This is a genomic window from Acinetobacter sp. 12966, assembly GCF_031196995.1.
GTDB lineage: Bacteria > Pseudomonadota > Gammaproteobacteria > Pseudomonadales > Moraxellaceae > Acinetobacter > Acinetobacter geminorum.
This window is the reverse complement of sequence record NZ_JAVIMC010000058.1, coordinates 1-20972: the sequence shown is the minus strand read 5'-3', so window position 1 is coordinate 20972 and position 20972 is coordinate 1. Positions and strand designations below refer to the sequence as shown.

General features: G+C 38.8%; 23 protein-coding genes. 5 read left to right on the top strand and 18 right to left on the bottom strand.

The features are described from left to right. Positions 1 to 677: 677 nt before the first annotated feature. The 6 genes from RFW85_RS08530 to pqqA form a co-directional block, all read right to left on the bottom strand. Complete coding sequence (locus RFW85_RS08530) at positions 678 to 1730, bottom strand: dipeptidase (RefSeq protein ID WP_170248575.1); 1053 nt, start codon at positions 1728 to 1730, stop codon at positions 678 to 680. A 15-nt stretch (positions 1731 to 1745) separates the two neighbouring features. Continuing rightward, entirely contained in the window at positions 1746 to 2900 is a 1155-nt protein-coding gene (gene pqqE / locus RFW85_RS08525; RefSeq protein ID WP_170248574.1) for a pyrroloquinoline quinone biosynthesis protein PqqE, read from the bottom strand. Next, complete coding sequence (gene pqqD / locus RFW85_RS08520) at positions 2897 to 3181, bottom strand: pyrroloquinoline quinone biosynthesis peptide chaperone PqqD (protein WP_004792407.1); 285 nt, start codon at positions 3179 to 3181, stop codon at positions 2897 to 2899. The genes pqqE and pqqD overlap by 4 nt, the downstream gene beginning before the upstream one ends. Beyond that, a complete protein-coding gene (gene pqqC, locus RFW85_RS08515) occupies positions 3178 to 3936 on the bottom strand; it encodes a pyrroloquinoline-quinone synthase PqqC (protein ID WP_060465641.1) in 759 nt (252 codons plus the stop codon). Before pqqC ends, pqqD begins: the two co-directional genes overlap by 4 nt. A gap of 8 nt (positions 3937 to 3944) precedes the next feature. Further along, the gene (gene pqqB / locus RFW85_RS08510) at positions 3945 to 4856 is read right to left on the bottom strand and encodes a pyrroloquinoline quinone biosynthesis protein PqqB (protein ID WP_170248573.1); all 912 of its coding nucleotides are present in this window, start codon (positions 4854 to 4856) and stop codon (positions 3945 to 3947) included. A 74-nt stretch (positions 4857 to 4930) separates the two neighbouring features. Next, positions 4931 to 5005 carry a pyrroloquinoline quinone precursor peptide PqqA gene (gene pqqA, locus RFW85_RS08505; RefSeq protein WP_001982218.1) on the bottom strand — a complete coding sequence of 25 codons (75 nt, stop codon included), beginning with the start codon at positions 5003 to 5005 and terminating at the stop codon, positions 4931 to 4933. Between the two features lie 248 nt (positions 5006 to 5253). Between pqqA and RFW85_RS08500 the strand changes: the two genes are divergently transcribed. Beyond that, on the top strand, positions 5254 to 7035 hold the full coding sequence (locus RFW85_RS08500) for a bifunctional UDP-sugar hydrolase/5'-nucleotidase (protein ID WP_170248572.1): 1782 nt from the start codon (positions 5254 to 5256) through the stop codon (positions 7033 to 7035). 67 nt (positions 7036 to 7102) lie between these two features. Here the strand turns inward: RFW85_RS08500 and RFW85_RS08495 are convergent, their stop codons facing one another. The 7 genes from RFW85_RS08495 to RFW85_RS08465 form a co-directional block, all read right to left on the bottom strand. Beyond that, complete coding sequence (locus RFW85_RS08495) at positions 7103 to 7504, bottom strand: transcriptional repressor (RefSeq protein WP_005069251.1); 402 nt, start codon at positions 7502 to 7504, stop codon at positions 7103 to 7105. 504 nt (positions 7505 to 8008) lie between these two features. Beyond that, entirely contained in the window at positions 8009 to 8671 is a 663-nt protein-coding gene (locus RFW85_RS08490) for an isochorismatase family protein (protein ID WP_032006183.1), read from the bottom strand. Between the two features lie 67 nt (positions 8672 to 8738). Further along, the gene (locus tag RFW85_RS08485) at positions 8739 to 9509 is read right to left on the bottom strand and encodes an SDR family oxidoreductase (protein ID WP_170248571.1); all 771 of its coding nucleotides are present in this window, start codon (positions 9507 to 9509) and stop codon (positions 8739 to 8741) included. Between the two features lie 359 nt (positions 9510 to 9868). Continuing rightward, on the bottom strand, positions 9869 to 10489 hold the full coding sequence (locus tag RFW85_RS08480; RefSeq protein ID WP_170248570.1) for an ATP-binding cassette domain-containing protein: 621 nt from the start codon (positions 10487 to 10489) through the stop codon (positions 9869 to 9871). Positions 10490 to 10493: 4 nt separating this feature from the next. Then, a complete protein-coding gene (modB, locus tag RFW85_RS08475) occupies positions 10494 to 11186 on the bottom strand; it encodes a molybdate ABC transporter permease subunit (protein ID WP_000971585.1) in 693 nt (230 codons plus the stop codon). Beyond that, positions 11183 to 11968, bottom strand: a complete 786-nt coding sequence (gene modA / locus RFW85_RS08470; RefSeq protein ID WP_170248569.1) for a molybdate ABC transporter substrate-binding protein — start codon at positions 11966 to 11968, stop codon at positions 11183 to 11185. Before modA ends, modB begins: the two co-directional genes overlap by 4 nt. A 188-nt stretch (positions 11969 to 12156) precedes the next feature. Further along, on the bottom strand, positions 12157 to 12507 hold the full coding sequence (locus RFW85_RS08465) for a winged helix-turn-helix domain-containing protein (RefSeq protein ID WP_000664122.1): 351 nt from the start codon (positions 12505 to 12507) through the stop codon (positions 12157 to 12159). A gap of 221 nt (positions 12508 to 12728) precedes the next feature. Between RFW85_RS08465 and antA the strand changes: the two genes are divergently transcribed. The 4 genes from antA to RFW85_RS08445 all read left to right on the top strand — a co-directional run bounded on the left by antA (position 12729) and on the right by RFW85_RS08445 (position 17202). Then, a complete protein-coding gene (gene antA / locus RFW85_RS08460) occupies positions 12729 to 14144 on the top strand; it encodes an anthranilate 1,2-dioxygenase large subunit (protein ID WP_170248568.1) in 1416 nt (471 codons plus the stop codon). Between the two features lie 2 nt (positions 14145 to 14146). After that, positions 14147 to 14638 carry an anthranilate 1,2-dioxygenase small subunit gene (gene antB, locus RFW85_RS08455; RefSeq protein ID WP_170248567.1) on the top strand — a complete coding sequence of 164 codons (492 nt, stop codon included), beginning with the start codon at positions 14147 to 14149 and terminating at the stop codon, positions 14636 to 14638. Positions 14639 to 14643: 5 nt separating this feature from the next. Beyond that, complete coding sequence (gene antC, locus RFW85_RS08450; protein WP_170248566.1) at positions 14644 to 15678, top strand: anthranilate 1,2-dioxygenase electron transfer component AntC; 1035 nt, start codon at positions 14644 to 14646, stop codon at positions 15676 to 15678. Positions 15679 to 16143: 465 nt separating this feature from the next. Continuing rightward, positions 16144 to 17202, top strand: coding sequence for an AraC family transcriptional regulator (locus tag RFW85_RS08445; protein ID WP_170248565.1), 1059 nt, complete (start codon positions 16144 to 16146; stop codon positions 17200 to 17202). 55 nt (positions 17203 to 17257) lie between these two features. Here RFW85_RS08445 and RFW85_RS08440 read toward each other — a convergent pair whose 3' ends face one another. From RFW85_RS08440 to RFW85_RS08420, 5 genes are all read right to left on the bottom strand, one after another. Then, a complete protein-coding gene (locus RFW85_RS08440) occupies positions 17258 to 18205 on the bottom strand; it encodes a transporter (protein WP_309171397.1) in 948 nt (315 codons plus the stop codon). A gap of 52 nt (positions 18206 to 18257) precedes the next feature. Next, on the bottom strand, positions 18258 to 18788 hold the full coding sequence (locus tag RFW85_RS08435) for a flavin reductase family protein (RefSeq protein WP_170248563.1): 531 nt from the start codon (positions 18786 to 18788) through the stop codon (positions 18258 to 18260). A 28-nt stretch (positions 18789 to 18816) separates the two neighbouring features. Beyond that, positions 18817 to 20055: a styrene monooxygenase/indole monooxygenase family protein gene (locus RFW85_RS08430; protein WP_216076546.1), complete on the bottom strand. Its 1239-nt coding sequence runs from the start codon at positions 20053 to 20055 to the stop codon at positions 18817 to 18819. 40 nt (positions 20056 to 20095) lie between these two features. Beyond that, entirely contained in the window at positions 20096 to 20881 is a 786-nt protein-coding gene (locus RFW85_RS08425; RefSeq protein ID WP_170248561.1) for an SDR family oxidoreductase, read from the bottom strand. Positions 20882 to 20893: 12 nt separating this feature from the next. Further along, positions 20894 to 20972 (bottom strand): hypothetical protein (locus RFW85_RS08420; RefSeq protein WP_309171398.1); only part of this gene is annotated, 79 nt, incomplete at its 5' end.

Sequence of the window (20972 nt, the reverse complement as noted above, 5' to 3'; positions counted from 1 at the left end):
GTGTGTTCAGCGGACGCTTACTAATGTTCTTTTGCTTTTTCTTGTACATACACATCCCAATCGCAATACCTGTTCCTAAGACTATAATTGACTTTAACATTTTGCACCTCTTCGATTAACGGAGTAACTTTTGAGAAATTAACTTAAATTATTAGCACAAAATTTGTTATTTAAGGGCTTTCATTTGCTCCGGTTTTGTAATGTGTTTAATTTTTATGTTAATTGAATAATCTTATAATCCGTAAAAATAACTTTTGATACAAAGCAAAAAGCCTATTCTGTTTTATGAATAGGCTTTTTACTGTATTTCAGGATTAAGCAGTATTATGAATTGCTTTAAGCAATCTTATTATCTTTAAATACACTACAAATGTATTTAATGCTGAACTTTTAGTCAAGATAGGATTGAGTGATTTTACTAATAATTGGTGATTCTTGTGATGATCATCACATTATATTGTTAGGATAAGAAAAAACCCATTTCTACTTCTCATGAAGAAATGGGTGATGTGAAAACCACAAAAGACCTGAAATACCAAATGTTCTTACATTCAGTAAGGTTGAGTGTAGTGAATATACCGAATGGTTGACAATTAAACTATTTGTATTTTTTTTAGTCATTTCGGCCAATAAAAAAACAGTTATGATTCTGTAGATTAACTCTGTTTAGTCATTCATTATTGACCAAAAATTCTATAAAGTACCCTCACCCAATTATTAAGACATATATTTTCAATCAGTGTTTTAGAATAACCACGCTGTTGCATACGATCAATTAAGCGATATAGGCCAGACACATCTTGAAGTTCTGTACCAATGAGTGCACCGTCAAAATCCGAACCAAAGCCCACATGTTCTTCGCCTAAATGATCCATTAAATATTCTAAATGTTCCAAAATTACATCTATGGATGTATCTGCATTTCGTTGTCCATCCGATCGTAAAAAAGCGACATCGAAATTTACCCCGACCATCCCTTTACTTTCTCGAATTGCTTTGAGTTGTGGGTCAGTTAAATTACGGGCTTGAGGACATAAAGCATGTACATTAGAGTGGGTTGCTACAATTGGCTGCTGCAATATTTTTACAGTATCCCAAAAAGCTTGTTCATTCATATGTGAAACATCAATCACCATTTTTTTATCAGCACAGCGCTTTACAAAATCTTTGCCATCACTCGTGAGACCTGCTCCTGTGTCGGGTGAGTGAGGAAACGTAGCATTTAAACCATGTCCAAAACGACTAGGTCTATTCCAGAGGGGGCCAATACTACGTAAGCCTCTTTCATAAAATACATCGAGTAAATCAGGATTGAGTTGTAAAGCTTCTGCACCTTCCATATGCAATACAATTGCTAGCTTTTGCTCTGCTAAACAATCCTGAATATTTTGAACCGAGGTACAGATTTTAATATTTTTAGAATACTGAGTAAGTTGGTGAGCTAAATCGAGTTGTTCTAAACAAATTTGTTCAATTTGCTGTTGGGTAAAATCAGAAGCATTCGGATCAAATAATTTATTGGGATGATGCTGCTTAACATAGTTGTATGGGGGTAAAAAAATCGCAAACATCCCCCCCATAAAATCAGCTTCTTGACAGCGTTTTAAGTCCAGATGGCCTGATAGGCGTTCATGAACAAAAGCATGTACAGGATCTGGATGATCACTTAGCCATAAGCGTGTTAATGCATCATTATGTCCATCAAAAACTGGAATATGGCTAGGCTTCATGAGTATTCCTACTTGCTATATATCTGTAATCGTGTGGACTGGAATATTTTGTGTGGCGCTTAAAGATTTAGAGTTTCTACTATTACGGAATACTAAATTTTGCAAAGGTGCAGCCAACTGACTTTCTGTACGTGCCTGTTCAATCATTTGATGATACGGCGATTTCCCACATACAGGGTCGGCATTAGCCGCATCTCCAGTCAACATATAGGCTTGGCAACGACACCCGCCAAAGTCGCGGTCTTTATCTGGACAGCTACGGCACCCTTCTGGCATCCATGCATCGCCACGGAAATGATTAAATCCAGTTGATTTGTACCAAATATCTGACAATTTATGTTCGCGGACGTTTGGAAACGAAATGGGCAGTTGTCGTGCTGCATGGCAAGGTAGTGCCATACCATCTGGAGCAACCGTAAAGAAGATTTTACCCCAGCCATTCATACAGGCTTTTGGTCGCTCTTCATAATAATCAGGCACTACAAAAATGAGTTTGCAAGGATGATTTTGCGCTTTTAATTTTTCTCGATATTCATTGGTAATCCGTTCTGCACGTGTCAGTTGCTCTTGTGTGGGTAATAAACCTTGGCGGTTTAAAAAAGCCCAACCATAAAACTGACAAATTGCTAGCTCGACTGTGTCTGCATTGAGCTCAAGGCAAAGTTCAATAATTTTTTCAATCTGGTCAATGTTATGTCGATGAATAACAAAGTTAAGCACCATCGGATAATCGTATTTCTTAACCAGTCGGCACATTTCATACTTTTGTTCAAAAGCATGCTTTGAACCTGCCAATGCATCGTTTACCACAGGATCGCTAGCTTGAAAGCTCACTTGAATGTGGTCTAGGCCCGCTTGCTTTAGATCAGCAATGCGTTGTTCGGTAAGGCCCATACCGGAGGTAATTAAGTTGGTATAAAACCCTTGCTGATGAGCATGTGCAACGAGTTGTTCTAAATCCTGACGTACCAGTGGTTCACCACCAGAAAAGCCGAGTTGAACAGCACCCATTTGACGTGCCTGATCAAAAACGTCAAACCACTCTTGCGTGGTCAGTTCATTTTTATGCTGCGCGTAGTCTAATGGGTTTGAGCAATATGGGCATTGTAGCGGACAACGATAAGTGAGTTCCGCTAATAACCATAAAGGTAGGCCAACACCTTCTGTCATACTAAATCAATCCAGTGTTGCTGTTTTGCGACCAGCATGTAATCCACTACATCTTGATCAATCTCAGCAATATCACCAAATTTTTGCTTTAACTGGGCAATAATTGCAGAAACATTTTGCTGCCCATCAATATATTGTCCGATTGCCCCTGCACTTTCATTTAACTTGATCATGCCTTCAGGATATAAAATCACAAAACCATTTTGAGCTGGCTCGAACTGAAAACGGTAACCTTGTCGCCAGGTTGGTACAAGATTTAAATCAAACTGCTCTTTATTCATTTAAATAGTCCTTTGTGCCAAACTCGTTTGCTTGTCACGCTGTGATACGGTGCTTCATTGTGAACATGTGCAAGTGTTAAAGCATCTAAAATGCTCCATAAAATATCCAGCTTAAACTGTAATATTTCCAGCATTCGTTCTTGTTGCTCAAAAGTTGTAAATGAATCAAGCGTAATTGTTAAACCATGTTCAACATCACGGCGTGCCTGACTCAAACGAGAACGAAAGTACTCATAGCCTTTATCATCAATCCATGGATAGTGCTGTGGCCATGAATCAAGTCGTGACTGATGAATTTGTGGGGCAAAAAGTTCAGTTAAAGAGCTGCTTGCTGCTTCACGCCATGAAGCACGACGTGCAAAATTTACATAGGCATCTACCGCAAAGCGTACACCAGGTAAAACTAACTCTTCAGAAATAACCTGTTCACGACTCAAGCCCACAGCTTCGGCTAACCGTAACCATGCTTCTCGACCACCTCCATCAGGATATTCACCATCTTGATCGATCATGCGTTGAATCCATTCTTGACGGACTCGTTGGTCGGGGCAATTTGCCATAATCGCCGCATCTTTAAGCGGAATATTAATTTGATAGTAATAGCGGTTTGCAACCCAAGCCTGAATTTGTTGCTGGGTGGCTTTACCTTCATACATCATCACATGAAATGGATGATAGATATGATAATACTGGCCTTTATCGATAATGGCTTGTTTGAATTGTTCAGTCGTTAAAGCTTCAGGTGTTTGAGTCATGTTTCACCTTAGAGTTCAATCTGCATGCCGTCATAGGCAACTTCTACACCATTTGCTTTAAGCTCAGCAAACTGGCTAGAGTTTTCATTTAAAATTGGATTGGTATTGTTAATATGGATGAGCACTTTTTTAGGTGTACTCAGCTGATTTAAATAAGAGAGTGAACCACCTTCGCCACTAATATATAAATGACCCATTTCACGACCAGTTTTAGTTCCAACCCCTGTTTGTTGCATTTCATCATCTGTCCAGAGTGTTCCATCAATCATGACGCAGTCTGAACTCTGCATAATCTGCATGATTTGATCATCAATTTTTCCAAGACCTGGTGCGTAAAATAACTGTTTTTGTGTTTTATGGTCTTTGATAACTAAGGCAATGTTGTCGCCGTCATGTGGGTCATGTCGATGTGGTGAATATGGCGGCGCAGCACTTTTAATAATTAAAGGCACAAACTCTAAATTTTCGAAACCATCAATTTTAAAAGCTTGTTTAGGATTAATTTGGTTGTATTGAAGACCACCATTCCAGTGTTTGAGCATATTAAAAACTGGAAAACCGCTCGTTAAATCTTGATGGACCATTTCTGTACACCATACATTCATTGGGCAACCTTCACGTAAGGTTAAAAGCCCAGTCGTATGGTCTAACTGACTGTCCATTAAAATAACGCTTGTTATTCCTGTATCACGCAATTTACGCGCTGGTTGAGCTGCTTTAAATTCGAAGAGTTGCTGACGGATATCAGGTGATGCGTTTAATAAAACCCAGTCTGTTCCATTTTCAGAAACAGCAATTGATGATTGAGTACGGGGTTTGGCTTGGATTGTGCCTGTGCGCACACCATGACAATTCGGGCAATTACAATTCCACTGCGGGAATCCGCCTCCAGCAGCTGAACCTAAAACATAAATATACATAAAATTAATATCTTATTAGAAAGAGATAAGCCCTAGAACAAGACTAGGGCTTATGACATATTTGATGAAACTGATTAACGTGCTTCAAAGTACATAGTAACTTCAAAACCAATGCGTAAATCAGTAAAAGCTGGTTTAGTCCATTGCATAAATTATCTCCGGTTCATATTAATCTTATGAAATGAATCACTTGATTAAGATTTATAAGGCAATTAAAAATTTATTCTAAATAAAAAAATTGGGTTTGTAGACCACCCCTAGCTAAGATATTGTTCGATAATTGTGTTTTTTGTCCAAATTTTAATATTTCGAACATATTTCCTTATTGGGTGTTTCATCAAATATTCATACTAAAAGCGTATTTTTTATCCGTCTTAATTGATCAAATGATAAAAAAATGAAAAATTTAACAATACTTTTTAAAGTAACAACACTTTCTCTGGCTGTAGCGTTATTGGCGGGATGTAATGACGATGATGATAATGACACAGCACCACCTGCCCAAAGAAGCAATCAAACCGTAAATATTTTAGCTTTTAATGACTTTCATGGAAATCTTGAGCCCCCTAAGCGTTATGTCGAGGCACCAAATCCAAATGATGCTGCTCAATCTGTTCGTATTCCTGTCGGTGGAGTGAGTTACTTTGCAGATGCGATTAAAAAACTTAAAGCAGAAAATCCAAATAATGCTGTAGTTTCGGCGGGTGATTTAATTAGTGCCTCTCCTCTCACCTCTTCTTTATTTTTAGATGAACCGACCATTGAAGTCATGAATGATATTCAAATTGATTTTAATGCTGTGGGTAACCATGAATTTGACCGTGGTACAGATGAATTACGCCGTTTAAAAAACGGTGGATGTCAGCAATATACCAGCACTGTCCCTTGTCAAATTAATAAAAAGTTTAGTGGTGCAAAATTTGATTTCCTTGCTGCTAACGTAGCAATGAAAAATGACGCTAGTAAAACAATCTTTCCTGCATATAAAGTCAAAACTTATGGTGGAATTCCAGTCGCATTTATTGGTTTAACCCTTAAAGCGACGCCAAGTATTGTTTCTGCGGCGGGTATTAAAGACGTTGAGTTTCGTGATGAAGCTGATACGGTAAATGCCTTGATTCCTGAGTTACAAAAACAAGGCATTGAAGCAATTGTTGTTGTGGTACATGAAGGTGCAGCGCCAAGTACGAAGCTCAATCAAAAAACATGTGATGGTTTAAGTGGTCCGATTTTAGGAATTTTGGATAAGCTTAATCCAGCAGTTGATATTGTTGTTTCAGGTCACACACATCAATCTTATATTTGTGACTATGCAACAAAAAATCCGGCTAAACCATTCTTACTTACTTCAGCTGGACAATATGGCACGCTCATTACTGACATCAAGATTGAATTAGATGGTAAAACTGGTGATGTCATTAAAAAAGATGCGAAACAGGTTCCTGTACAAAGTGAAGCATATACATCTGGTACAACCACGGTAAGCCTTACCGATCTCTATCAAAAATTTAGTAAAACCCCAAGCATTGAAGCAATCTTAGATAAATACCGCCAAGCTGTGACCACCATTTCAAGTCGTGTGGTTGGTACATCTACTGCCGTTGTGAGCCGTACTCAAGTCGAAAGTGGTGAAAGTCCGCTAGGTATTATGATTGCCGATGCTCAACAAGCGGCTGCCTTAAAAGCAAGTAATCAAGGCTCAGACTTTACGTTAATGAATCCAGGTGGTGTGCGTGCTGATCTACTTATTAATAGTAGTAACCAGATTACCTTTGGCGATGTTTTTGCAGTTCAACCATTTGGTAACTCTATTGTGACGTTGAGCTTAACTGGCAAACAGATTAGAGATGTGCTTGAACAGCAATGGTCTGGTGCAAATGCAAATTCACCTAGAATTTTACAGCCATCTAAAGAGTTGAGTTACCAATATGCAGCAAATACATCTTTTTCACCACGAGCAAGTAATATTATGGTTGCTGGTTCGCCGTTAGTTGACACTAAAGTGTATCGCGTGACGGTAAATAGCTTCTTGGCAGATGGTGGTGACAACTTTACGGTATTAAAAGAAGGCCAAAACCGTGTCGGTGGTGGTCAAGATATTGATGCGCTTGAAACTTATGTTGCTAACAATTCACCTTTAACTATTCCAGCTACGACTCGAATTAAAGTTATCAAATAACTGATTTTATAAAAATAAAGGACAGTATGATGCTGTCCTTTATTTTTTATGGCAGTTTAAAAGATTTTTATTCGGTATATAGATTGAGCTCAACACTACTGATATCGACTCCGGTATTTGCAAAAATAATATCAGTAACTTCATGAAGTAATTCTTTAACTTTGTCATGTTCAAAGTTCAAGGCTTCAGAGGTTTTGAGCGAAATGAGGTTACAACTCATCTTGTCTTTTCTAAGCTTATAAATACTTTTGCTTTTACCTAAAAACACCCTTTTGATGAGTTTACGGTTTTCAAATTCCGACAAGATTCGATAAATCGTTCCTAGCGTTATTTTATGTTCATTTTTAATTTGCGTATAAATACTCACAGCACTTAAGCCTTGTGGATTTTGATTTAAAATTTCAAAAACCTGTATTCTCGATTTTTTTATGGGTAGTCCATTTAATAATGATTTTGAAGTTGCTGTCATGATTAATTAACCTTAATGTTGAAAAAATATAGAAATTTTTTAAAATTATTTTGTCTATACTTACTTGAAAATTATGGAAATGATTTGATGTATAAATCAGAGCTTATTACCCTATAAATAAGCTTTGAGCTGATTATAAGTTTCTGAATAATTTAATATTATTCCTACCTCACTATCTACATGTACGCGCTTGGTGAATAAAAGCATTCTTGAGCTGAACCATATGGCGACCCTCTTCATTAAGTCATTTTCCGACCTTATTCTATATAATAATTAACATATGATAAATATTATCATTTGTGTTTAGCGGTGTATCATATACATATAAGTTTTAATATTCAATATTAAGTAATTATCAAATACATAATGATAACCATTATATATTAATGATTAAATGATGATGAGTTGCCTTCATTCTCTATTATAAGTATTCATTTCCACCCATATAAAAAGCAGATAGATGATCTGCTTTTTATATTTTAAGTAGAATAAGTTAAATCACTATTATGCTAAGGATAGTGCATCTTGTTCTTGCATCCATGCATGAATCACTTGTTGTGTTGTCATGACTTGAGCGCATCGTGTACTAGCATATTTTAATGCCATATCGTGCTCTTCGCGGCTAAAGTCAGCTAGTGCATCACCACATAAGAATGGTTGGATGTTTAGCATAAAAGCTTCAGCAGCACTCATAAGACAACCAATATGTGCATATACCCCGCAGATAATCAGTTGATCGCGACCAGACTCCCGCATGAGCTGTTCGAGCGGAGAAAATTTAAAAACACTATATCTCCACTTGGTAAGAACCGTATCATTTTTTTGAGGTGAAATTTTTGGCAAAATCTGAGTAAAGCTCGGCTCGTTCTTTAAACCAGGTCCCCAAAAATCAGTTAATAACTGCCGATGTTCAGGTGATTGATTGCCCGGTTGTGCTGTATAAACAACGGGAATATTAGATTGATGAGCGGCGTCAATTAATGCTTTGGTGTTTTTAATGAGTTCTGGAATAGGTTCTTGAGTTAAGTCATAGAAATCTAAAAAATATTGCTGCATATCATGAACCAATAAAACAGCTCGATTGGTATGCAATGGCCAATTTGTTTTGTTGGGAGTAAATTCATGGGCTTGGGGCATACTGTAACTTGCAATCTTTGGAATACTCATTAGTATTTTCCTTTTCTATCTTTCAAAATATTTTTAATTTCAGATGGTTGTTGTGCTGAAGTAATCTTTAGACCCCAAGTGTCGCTCCCCCATCTACCACTATTTCTTGCATCGTAATTTGGGCCGCTCGGTCCGAAAGTAAAAAGCTCACGGTATTGGCAATATCATCTGGTTGCGCGAGTTTTCTTAAAGGAATACCTGTTCGGTATTGACTCAAATCACCATCAATTACTGCAGGTGGAGGTGCATTATCAGTCCAGAGTTGTTGCTGCATTTGAGTGAGAGTAGATCCAGGTGAAACGATATTCAGCCTGACTTGATAAGGTGCGATTTCAAGTGCCAAATTGCGACAAAAATGACTCAGTGCAGCCTTAGTGGTGGCGTACATACCAAGTTGCATACGTGGCATACGCGCACTATTTGAACTAATAGTGACAATGCTACCCCGCCTTTTTGCACAAAAATGTTTAGCAACTTGTTGGCTGATCGCAATAGGCGCCATGACATTGACCGCAAAAAGTGTTTCCCAATCTTCCGTTTTGGCTTCAAGCATGGAGCGCATAATTAATACTCCTGCTGCATTTACTAACCCCGTAATTTCGTATCTTTCTAAAAGCTCTGAAATTAAAGTTTGCGTTTCTTGCTGATGGGTAATGTCTTGTGAGATGCCCTGCCATTGTGAAGATTGATCTGGCGTTATTGTTTTGCAGATATCCCATTGTTTAGGATTTTCTTGTCGGTCAATACCAATAACATGATAGCCCTGATCTAGTAGTTGCTTGGCAATAGCCGCTCCTATCCCTCTTGCAGCACCTGTGACCACGATGGTAGAGCGCATGTGGATACTCCAATTTATATTATAAAGAAATCTATAAATATAATTGCAAATAATTATCATTCTTATCAAGAGCAAATTAAGATAAAAGATTAATTTATGATCGTATAAAAATGAGTTACAGCTTAGGATTATGAATTAAGGTATTGTTTTATATTGATTTTATTAAATTTAAAGGTCAAGAGTATTTTATTATTAATAATCATTTCCAATAAGGCAGGTTTTGATTTATTCGGCTAAAATCAAATTTATGTTTTATCAAACCTAGTAACTTTTTAGGGTTCAATCTCCCGCAGGCCCAGAATGAGTTCTCTATAATTCCGACTCTTGTAAGTTTGGAAATGCATATAAAAAATGAAAAATTATAAAATCCACATAGTTTCGGTCAGTTGTTTAATCTCTTGAATATCATGACTCACATAAATCATCGGAATTTTTATTTCCTCTTTTACCTTCTGAAAAAAAGGAATAATTTCAGCTTTATGATTCGCATCTAGTGCCGATAATGGCTCATCAAGCAATAAAAGCTTAGGTGAATATAACAACGCCCGACCCAGTGCCACGCGCTGTTTTTCACCACCTGACAGTTTGATAGGCATACGTTGTAATAAATGCCCTAACTTTAATAACTCAATAATGTAATCTGCTTCAAAGTGACGTTCTTGTTGGGAAAGATGCTTAAGGCCAAATAATAAATTTTGCTTTACCGTTTTATGGGGAAAAAGCTGAGCATCTTGAAAAACCAATCCAACATGCCTCTTTTGCGTGTTTAAATTAATTTTTTGATCTGAATCAAACCATGTTTGGTTTTGTATTTTAATGAGTCCACTACGCGGATTGTTCAGCCCTGCAATGGCATGTAAAATCGATGTTTTACCTGAACCTGATGCACCAAATAATCCAATAACAGAAGCATCTGACTGAAAACTAGGTTCAATATGAAATTGGCCCATTTGTAGCTGAAAACGGCAATCAATCAACATAACCTTACCGTCCTAAACGCTTCTTTTGATAACGATGAAACCACTGTGCAAACCATAGCGCTAAAAAAGCCACACTTAACGATAAAACAATAAGCCGTTGAATAGCAGCCTCAGTATCGGGTTGTTGCATTAGGCTATACATGGCCAAAGGTAAAGTACGTGTTTCATTTGAAATATTACCCACAAAGGTAATGGTGGCACCAAACTCACCTAAACTGCGGCAAAAACATAAAATAGCACCAATTAAAATACCACTGCTAGCAAGAGGTAAAGTGACATGAAAAAATGCCCCTAAAGATGAAGCACCTAATGTCTTTGCTGCCATTTCTAAACGCTGATCGACCAGTTCAATCGCTAGTCGAATAGATTGCACCAATAACGGGAAACCCATTACTGCTGAAGCAAGAACGGCGCCTTTCCAGTTAAATGCAAAATCAATTCCAAGCGGTGCCAAATATTGCCCAATGATACCGCGGCTGCCAAAAACTTGTAAAAGCAAATAACCAGGTACAACAGGAGGTAGCACCAAAGGTAAAAACACCAACGTTTCAATGAATGACTTACCCCAGAACTCTTTACGTGCCAGAAACCATCCCACACAAATCGCAGGAATAATACTAACTACAAGACAACTCGCTGCCACCTTACAAGAAAGTTGTAGCACGCTGAGCTCTTCTGGGGTTAAAGAAAACATCATGGCTTGACTGGAGCCAACACGCTAAAGCCATACTTTTTAAAGACAGCTTTGGCTTGATTGCTTTGTAAAAATTGATAGAACTTTGCTGAGTTTGAGTTCTTTTTAATCAATCCTACAGGATAAATAATTGGCAAATGGGTATTTTCTGGAAATACACCAGCTACTTTCACGTCTTTGCTAATCACTGCATCGGTTGCATAGACAATCCCAACCTGACATTCACCTCGCGCAACAAAGTTTAATGCCGTTCGAACATCTTCTGTTTCAACTAACTTTGGCTCAATACGACTCCACCAACCTAAATTGATAAAAGCTTGTTTAGCATATTTACCTACAGGCACACTTTTGGTATCCCCTGTACAAATCTTGCCTTTAAACACTTTCTTTGGATCGATCGTTTTATCTAGTTTTACTTTTAGTGACTGACCTTTAGGAGTAATTAGCACCAAACGATTGCCTAATAAATTTATACGGTCATTTGCTGCAACTAATTTTTTGTTTTGCAGGTAATCCATCCACTGGGTATCAGCAGAGATAAATACATCGGCTGGTGCTCCAGCTTCAATTTGTTTCGCTAATGTCGATGAGCCAGCATATGAGGTTTTAACTTCTACTTTATTTTGTTTTTCGTAAATTTTTTCTAAATCGTTAATTGCATTGGTTAAGCTCGCTGCTGCATAAACGGTAACCGATTCAGCCTTGGCTGGAACATTAAAGACCAATCCTATGCTGAGTACCGAACAGGCTAAAGCCAACTTTTTTATCTTCGTATCACTTACCATTATGTTTACCTTTTTGTCGTTTTTTGCAGCGATATATACCCAAGAATATAGCGCTACACGAAGATTATGAAAAGCATAATTCGTTAAATATAGATGACTGTAATGCAGCAGTGCTTTTCAGCATGTACTTTGGATTAAGAAAAAGCTATACCAAATTAAAAGATTTCATCCCTAAGCAATCTTTTATCTTAACCTTTTAAATAGCTACTCATAATTTGATAATCATGTTCTAAGGCTTGTCGAGCGTTGATTTCCATTTGACGGTAATGTTGTAAGACTTTTTGTCCCAATGCTGTAACAGCTGCCCCACCACCATGTGTTCCCCCCGTTTGTGTTTCCACTAAAGCTGTTTCAAAGCATTGATTCATGGTGTCGACTAACTGCCATGCACGGCGATAGCTCATATTCATAGATTTTGCAGCTTGTGAGATTGAACCAGTTCTCTCAATTGCTTCAAGTAAGTCTGCTTTACCTGGACCAAATGCGATGTTTTGCTCTAAAAGAATTCTAATTTGTAATTTTAAGTTTTGTTCTTTCATAGGCTTAATTCACAAGATTTGATTTTATTCTGGTTAAGATTATATGGAAGTTTAACAAGATAGGACATATACATTTTTAAAATGCGATTACATCTTAAAAATAGTCTTATTAAAAAATCAAAACTGCACAAAGTGGATAAAGATCTGGAAAAAACGGATAGAGCTAAAGGTCTAATCGCGGTTCAATCAGTTAAAAGCTGAATGAATAAAGGATTGAGCAAATGACCTCATCTAATTTAAAACAATGGAATGATTTTGTAGATGGATGTATCGACTTCCGTCCTAAAGATGGCGTGTTTCGTATCGCACGCAATATGTTTACCGAGCCTGAGCTGTTTGATTTGGAAATGGAATTCATTTTTGAAAAGGTCTGGATTTATGCATGTCACGAAAGTGAAATTCCAAACAATCATGATTTCCTCACGGTTCAAATTGGTCGTCAGCCGATTATTGTGAGCCGTGATGGTAAAGGCGAATTACACGCCATGGTCAATGCTTGTGAGCACCGCGGCGCGACATTAACACGCGTTGCTAAAGGCAATCAGTCTACGTTTACTTGTCCATTCCATGCGTGGTGCTACAAGTCAGATGGCCGCTTGGTCAAAGTAAAAGCACCGAGTGAATATTGCGAAGATTTTGATAAATCAAGCCGTGGCTTAAAGCAAGGCCGTATTGCTAGCTATCGTGGATTTGTATTTGTAAGCCTTGATACTCAAGCAACAGATTCGCTAGAAGACTTTTTGGGCGATGCAAAACTGTTTCTTGATTTAATGGTTAACCAGTCACCAACGGGTGAGCTCGAAGTATTACAAGGCAAGTCATCTTACACCTTTGCAGGTAACTGGAAACTACAAAATGAAAATGGCTTAGATGGGTACCATGTAAGTACTGTTCACTATAACTATGTCTCTACAGTTCAACACCGCCAACAAGTGAATGCATCAAAAGGTGCAGAACTCGACACACTCGATTACAGTAAGTTAGGTGCGGGTGATTCGGAGACTGATGATGGCTGGTTCAGCTTCAAAAATGGTCATAGTGTGCTGTTTAGTGATATGCCGAATCCAACAGTTCGTCCGGGTTACAGCACCGTTATGCCTTATTTAGTCGAAAAATATGGCGACAAATATGCTGAATGGGCAATGCATCGTTTAAGAAACTTAAACTTGTACCCTAGCCTATTCTTTATGGACCAAATTAGTTCACAGCTTCGTATTGTTCGCCCTGTGGCATGGAATAAAACTGAAGTCATTAGTCAATGTATTGGTGTTAAAGGTGAATCTGCAGAAGCACGCCGTAACCGTATTCGCCAGTTCGAAGATTTCTTTAACGTGTCAGGCCTTGGTACACCAGATGATCTAGTCGAATTCCGTGAACAGCAAAAAGGCTTTCAGGCACGACTTGAACCCTGGAGCGATATTTCTCGTGGTTGTCAGTCTTGGGAATATGGAGCGACCAAAAACTCACAAGACTTAGGCATTCAACCTGTCATTACTGGCCGTGAGTTTACCCATGAAGGGCTCTATGTAAATCAACATGGACACTGGCAACGTCTAATGCTCGATGGCTTAAACAAGAAAGCGCTGAAAATGCAGGATATTACTTTCGAAAACAATGTCGTAATGGATGAGGTGTAACCATGTCACAAGAACTATATTTTGCTGTATCTCAGTTTTTGTACAAAAAAGCAGAACTTTGTGATGCTTATGACTGGGATGCCTATTTAGAACTTTACGATGAAGATAGTGAATATCATATTCCACAATGGATTGATGACCATAACTATGTTCAAGATCCGAATCAGGGTTTGTCTTATATTTATTACGCAGACCGCACTGGACTCGAAGACCGTGTATTCCGTATTCGTACAGGAAAAGCAGCTTCGGCAACGCCATTACCACGCACTTTACACAGCATGAATAACATTCGAGTTAAAACACTTGATGATGGTCTAATTGAAGCAAAAGTTGCATGGCAAACACTGTATAACTGTCAAGGTTTACAAGGCTGTTTTTACGGACACGCTACTTATCTTTTACGCCAAACAGCAGATGGTTTCCGCATTCGTCGTCAGCACAGCATTTTGCTTAATGACAAGATTGATTCCGTTTTAGACTTCTATCACGTTTAAGGGGAATGAAAATGGGACATTCAGTTGCACTTAACTTTGCCGATGGCAAAACCTTTTTCATTTCGGTAAATAACGACGAATTGTTGCTCGATGCAGCAGTTCGCCAAGGAATTAACTTACCGCTAGACTGCCGTGAAGGTGTTTGTGGTACCTGTCAGGGACAGTGTGAAACTGGTATTTATGAACAAGAATATGTTGATGAAGATGCATTAAGCGAACGTGATTTGGCCGAGCGAAAAATGTTAGCTTGCCAGACACGAGTAAAATCAGATGCGGCTTTTTATTTCGATCATGATTCAGCTATTTGCAATGCTGGCGATACCTTAAAAATTGAAACCAAAGTTACCGCTGTTGAGCTGGTTTCTGAAACGACAGCAATTTTGCATCTTGATGCAAGCAGTCATGCTGAGCAACTTCAGTTTTTACCGGGTCAATATGCTCGTTTGCAAATACCGAATACTGAAGATTGGCGTTCTTATTCTTTTGCCAATAGACCGAACGCAACCAATCAATTGCAATTCTTAATTCGTCTATTGCCAGACGGTGTTATGAGCAATTACTTGCGTGATCGCTGTCAGGTTGGACAAAGCCTATTCATCGAAGCGCCACTTGGTAGTTTCTATTTACGCGAAGTACAGCGACCATTGGTTTTTGTTGCTGGTGGAACAGGACTATCAGCTTTCTTGGGAATGCTTGATAACTTGGTTGATCAACCAAACTCACCTGCAGTTCAGTTGTATTACGGCGTAAATAGTGAAACCGATTTGTGTGAACAACAGCGTTTACATGCCTACGCAGAACAGCTTCCAAACTTTAGCTATCACCCGATTGTGACTAAAGCAACCGAGGCTTGGCAAGGTAAAGCGGGTTATATTCATGAGCACTTAAATAAAGATCAACTGGCTGAACAGGCTTTTGATATGTATTTATGTGGCCCACCGCCAATGATTGAAGCCGTAAAAAATTGGTTAGATGAACAAGCTCTGCAAAACTATCGGATCTACAGCGAGAAGTTTTTACAGAGCAATACATCACGTTGAAAATATAAATAGCTTAAGTGCAAATAATTTAAAAACCACTAAAACCTGAAATGATTCAATATACTCTGCAAGGGGTATATTGAATTTTTGCATTTAAATTAAAAGTCTTTTATATTCAATCACATAAAATAATAAATTCCGACAAAATAAATTGACCAGCTCACTCGGATTTGCTATAAATTTTGATAGATCTTAAGGAATAAGATCATGATGAGATTAACTTATAGCACCTTTTATATCCCTCTATTCTCTTTCTCGAATGTATTAAATTGATGGACTAGATCCGAACTAAAAATTTGAGAAAATCACATTAATTAGCGGTTAAATTGGTCTGTATTTTGCTTATATCTCATTGTAATTTGCGAGTAACTTAATTTTTTAAGTGCCGTATTTACTTGCTGCATAGTGAAGTTTTAAGGCTTCTGAAACACAAGTAAATACAGGAGTGAGCCAAAAGGGATAAATATGAACCAAGCCAACTCCCACGAACTCAGTGGACGTCATTTTCAAAATGAGTCTATCTTTACCAATCATAATTTGGTGTTTGATCATCACGATTTAAGCGAAACCTGCCGAAATGTTGGGCAAATTTTTAAACCGCATGATCTTAAAATCTCTCAACAGAAGCGAGATTTCAGTGCAACCATGCACCATGTTAAAACAGGTGCCCTGTCTATTAGTCGCTTGGAATATGGTGCGGATGTCATTATTGAACCAGATCACCTTGATAACTTTTACTTAATTCAAATTCCAACTCAAGGCTATGCAGAAATCGAGTTTGGTTCACAAAGGTTTATTTCTTATTCTCAAGTTGCATCTCTTATTTCTCCTCAGCAATCGTTACGTATGCGCTGGCACGCGAACTCACCGCAGCTCATTTTAAAAGTTTCAAAAGATGATTTTACTTACCATTGCCGTCAACACATTGCTGATTCAGAAAACAACTTACTCATTTTTGACCCCAAATTAGACTTTTCTACACAAAGTGGAGCCTATTTTTTACAGCTCGTTAGAACATTGATGGATGCTTTAGCATGTGATCAGCACCCGCTTCATCATCCTTTAGCCTTTAAACAATTTGAGTCAAATTTGTTTAATGCACTTATTTATGGCCAACCCAATAATGCGTTACATAAGCTTGAACAATATAAAGAAAAAACAGTCTCTCCTTATTTCGTGAAGCGTACAGAAGCCTACATTAAAGAACACTTACATGAGCCGCTTAATGTCGAAATTTTAGCTGAACATGCAGGCGTGAGCGTAAGAACCTTATTTACTGGTTTTAAAAATTATTTGGGGACAACCCCAATGTCTTATCTTAAAGAATTACGTTTTGAACAGGCTCATTTAGAGCTGATCCACAATGAAAATATCTCTGTCACTGACGTTGCATTTAAATGGGGATTTACTCACTTAGGCCGTTTTTCTCAAGAATATAAACGCCGTTATGGTGAGTTACCTTCTTCTACTCGCCGCTCTGGTCACAGTGAAGGTTTAGGCTTAATTACTTCAATGTTTTCTTAAAACAAATAGATAAAAGCCTTTTATATTTGTTGATATAAAAGGCTTTTTTTATGACTTAGAAATGATGGACATAACGAACTTGTAGTCGTGTTCCTTCTGGGCGGTTTTCAGCATCTTGCTCAAAATAAGCATTTGCGACTAGATGATCATTTTTAGAAAAACTATACATCGCACCCGGACCAATCGCCCAGACTTGCTCACGTCGACCTTTGACTTTTTCACTATCGACTTCTGTATCGGTCACTTGTTTTAGCCAATAACCATTTAGTCCCAAGCGGAACTGTTCGGTAATGGCATAGTCGGTTGCAAAGTTTACATGAATTGCTTGCCCAGCTTGCATATCATTTGCTCCGGCAAACGCATAGCTTGGGTCATTATTTTTAAAGTTATAGAGATAATGGATACGCGTTGAAGCTGTCCATTTTGGATTAAACCAATATGTTGCAGCCCAATAAGGATCAAATGAGACAGCGTTATTACTTGGGTTAATATCTTTTTGCTGGTCGTATTCCCCAGTAGGTAAATTCACCTGAAACTCAAAACGATGTACAAACTTCGGCCCTTGTGCCCCCATGACTGGATCAAACTGAATAAAAGGTCCAATCATAATGTCCCCAAAGCCACTTTGGGCCTTAATTGCAAGATTATTCAAGCCATCATCCATATCCATTTTGCTGACAAAAGGAATTAAAAAATTTATACCTAGGCTGGCTTTATCTTTTACTCGGACATTCGATAAATAACTAATCTGCTCAACCAGTACTTGATAATTTAAATCAGTTTTAGGTAAACCGAGTTTTTGTCCATTGGCATCGACCAGTTTACTGCTATCGTAATTTTGAAAATAGGTTTGAGCATACCAGCCGGGCCCTGCGGGTAAACCGCCATCGAGAAAGCTGGTCATACCTAAGTTTACGGTCGGTAAATCATAGGCATGTGTAACCAATGGCAAACCCAACAATGTCCCTGCTAAAAATCCATGTTTAATTAAAGTGCTTTTCATCTTCTTATTTCCTATAAAAAATCACGACCGGATTGATCGTGATTGTGGTGAATTAATGGGCTAATTCTGGATGCTCAGCAACAATCCGATACTTTCCTGCGTGGAATACCAAAGGCTCACCTTGGCATTGTTGGTACTGTTCAATTTGGCCAATAAAAATCAGGTGATCGCCGCCTTCATACTGATTTACATTGCGGCAAACCAAGGTTGCGAGTGCATCGGTCAAAATTGGAACGCCAGCATTGCATTGTTGATGGGCAATGCCTGCAAATTTGTCTTCGGCACCTCGAGCAAAATGCCCCGAAAGCTGATGATGCTCTTGTGCCAACATGTGAATGGCAAAATATTCAGCTTCTACAAAATCAGACAAACTTGGCGCTGTTTTTGAAAGACTCCACAAAATTAATGGTGGATCTAAAGACAGCGATGAAAATGAATTGGCTGTCATACCTATTTTCCGGCCATCTTTTCCACGAGTTGTAATCACGGTAACGCCAGTTGCAAACTGACCAAGCAAGTTACGAATTTCTCTTGGGTTTTCAGTATTAATCGCTTGCAAAGCTAAAGTTTCAATTTTGACCATTTTTAAATCTCCCTTTGATATTTTGACCTTAAGCGACTTTTGCTGCGGTTTTTGACGCTAAGAATGTCTGAGCCTGGTCTGCATCAAACCACCAAGGAGCAAAAGCGCGTGGGTCATCAAAGTTATTGGCCATAATTGAAGCAATGCTCTGGTTTTGGCTTGCAGCTGCTAATAGATCAACAACATGAGGCTCTGGTGGTAACAACAAGCTATTGGTCCAAGCCACGACTTTTTCTGCATAAGCCCAATAGCGTTCAAAAGTTTGAACCATCCATTGTTCGCTAAAGCTTTGATTATCATTGGCTAAAATGGCATCGAAATAGATCTTGCTACACTTAGCCGCATTGTTTGAGCCTTGACCGGTAATCGGGTCATTGACCACTAAGGCATCTGCCATGCCAAAAATCTTCTTGCCAGACGGTAAGGTTAAAACGGGTTTGCGTACGGTCGGCGGGAAACGCCCTGCTAAATATCCACCGGCATCGGTTAACTCAACATTTGTGCAGCGTTCATATTCCCAAGGCACAAATTTCTTGAGTAAGTTCAGACTGCATTGCAGGTGCTGTTCAGGTGTTTTGACATCTTGCCAGCAGTCCATTGGCCCATTTGGAATTCCTTCAAACACCATGATGTCGCAGGGTCCATTGATAGTCAGTGCCGGAAAAGAAAAGTACTCACCGACTTCAGGAATAATATTAAAAGTCACACGTGAATAAGGTGAAATTGGCTTCATATTTTTGACATAGGTCAAAGCCAAAGCGCGTTGAGGCTTATCAAAAACACTTCTTACATCATCACGCTCAAATTGCTTAACAACCTCACCTTTACCAGCCGCGAGTAATACAAGCTCGTAGTCGTTTGCAAGTTGTTCTAACTCTTCTATACCCACATCCTGAATCACCAATTGACCACCACGGCGTTCAAACTCTTCCATCCAATATGGCATTTTGACGCGTTGATCGACCGATTGAGCGTAGCGCTCAAGACGAGCACTCCATTCAAATGCTTTACCACCATTTTCAGGGTTAACTAAAGCCAGCCCAATGCCTTCCACCGCTGGACATTTTTCTTCCCAAAAATTTAAACCTAAGTCACGTTCAGTTTGTAAAGCGGTATGAAACATACATTGGCTTGACATAACTTTACCTTGACGGATTTCATCGGCAGTTCGGTTAGTGATCATTGTCACGTCGTAACCTGTATCTAATAAGCCCAAACCAAGCTGTAAACCAGACTGTCCTGCTCCAACAATTGCAATACGGCGCATAATCTTCTCCATAATTTTCTAAATGTGTTAAAACGCTGTGCTATTCGGCTAAACGTGGAATAGCGGGCTGTGATCCTTCAGGGCCCATTACTGAATATCCGCCATCGACCGCATAATCTGCTCCGGTGACAAAACTCGCAGCAGGTGACAATAAAAACAGAACCACATTGGCGACTTCTTCGGGATGACCTAATCGGCCTAGTAAGTGATAATCGGCTGCCACGCTATCGGCTTTTTCACGGTTATTGCTACTGACTTCTGCAATCACACGAGACCATGTCCAACCCGGTGAAACAGAATTGACGCGAATACCGTCGGCAGCAAAATCCATTGCCATGCTTTGTGTGAGTTGACGTATTGCGGCTTTGGAAACTGGATATAACCAGCGCCCTGTTTGCGCCACTTTGGCCGAGATTGAAGTAAAGTTAACGATTGAACCTTGTTGCTTTTTTAGGTCATGGTATAAAGCACGGCTCATCTCAACGTTAGAGACCAAATTAAGATCGAGTGCTTGTAACCAGTCCTGACGTGAAGATTTAAAACCGTCATCTAAATATGTACATGCCAAATTCACCAAGTAACTCACTTCACCTAAATGTTGGTGAATATCCGCCACAGCTTGTTGAATGGCTGCATCGCTGGTTAAATCTGTTTGAATAAACATCACATCATGGTTAAAGCTTTCTGCAATTGCCTTGCCTTTGGCATCAATATCTAAGATAGCGACATGAGCACCTGCACTCACCAAGGCTTGTACAACGGCTTTGCCAATGAGTGTTGCACCGCCACTCACTACAGCGACTTTTCCTTTTAAATTTATATTCATTGCAAATACTCCTTAATTGACTGGCTTGCCTTCGCTACTTGACCAAGATGGCATCAACGTATTGGAAGGAAGATCTTCATCAAGAAGTTTT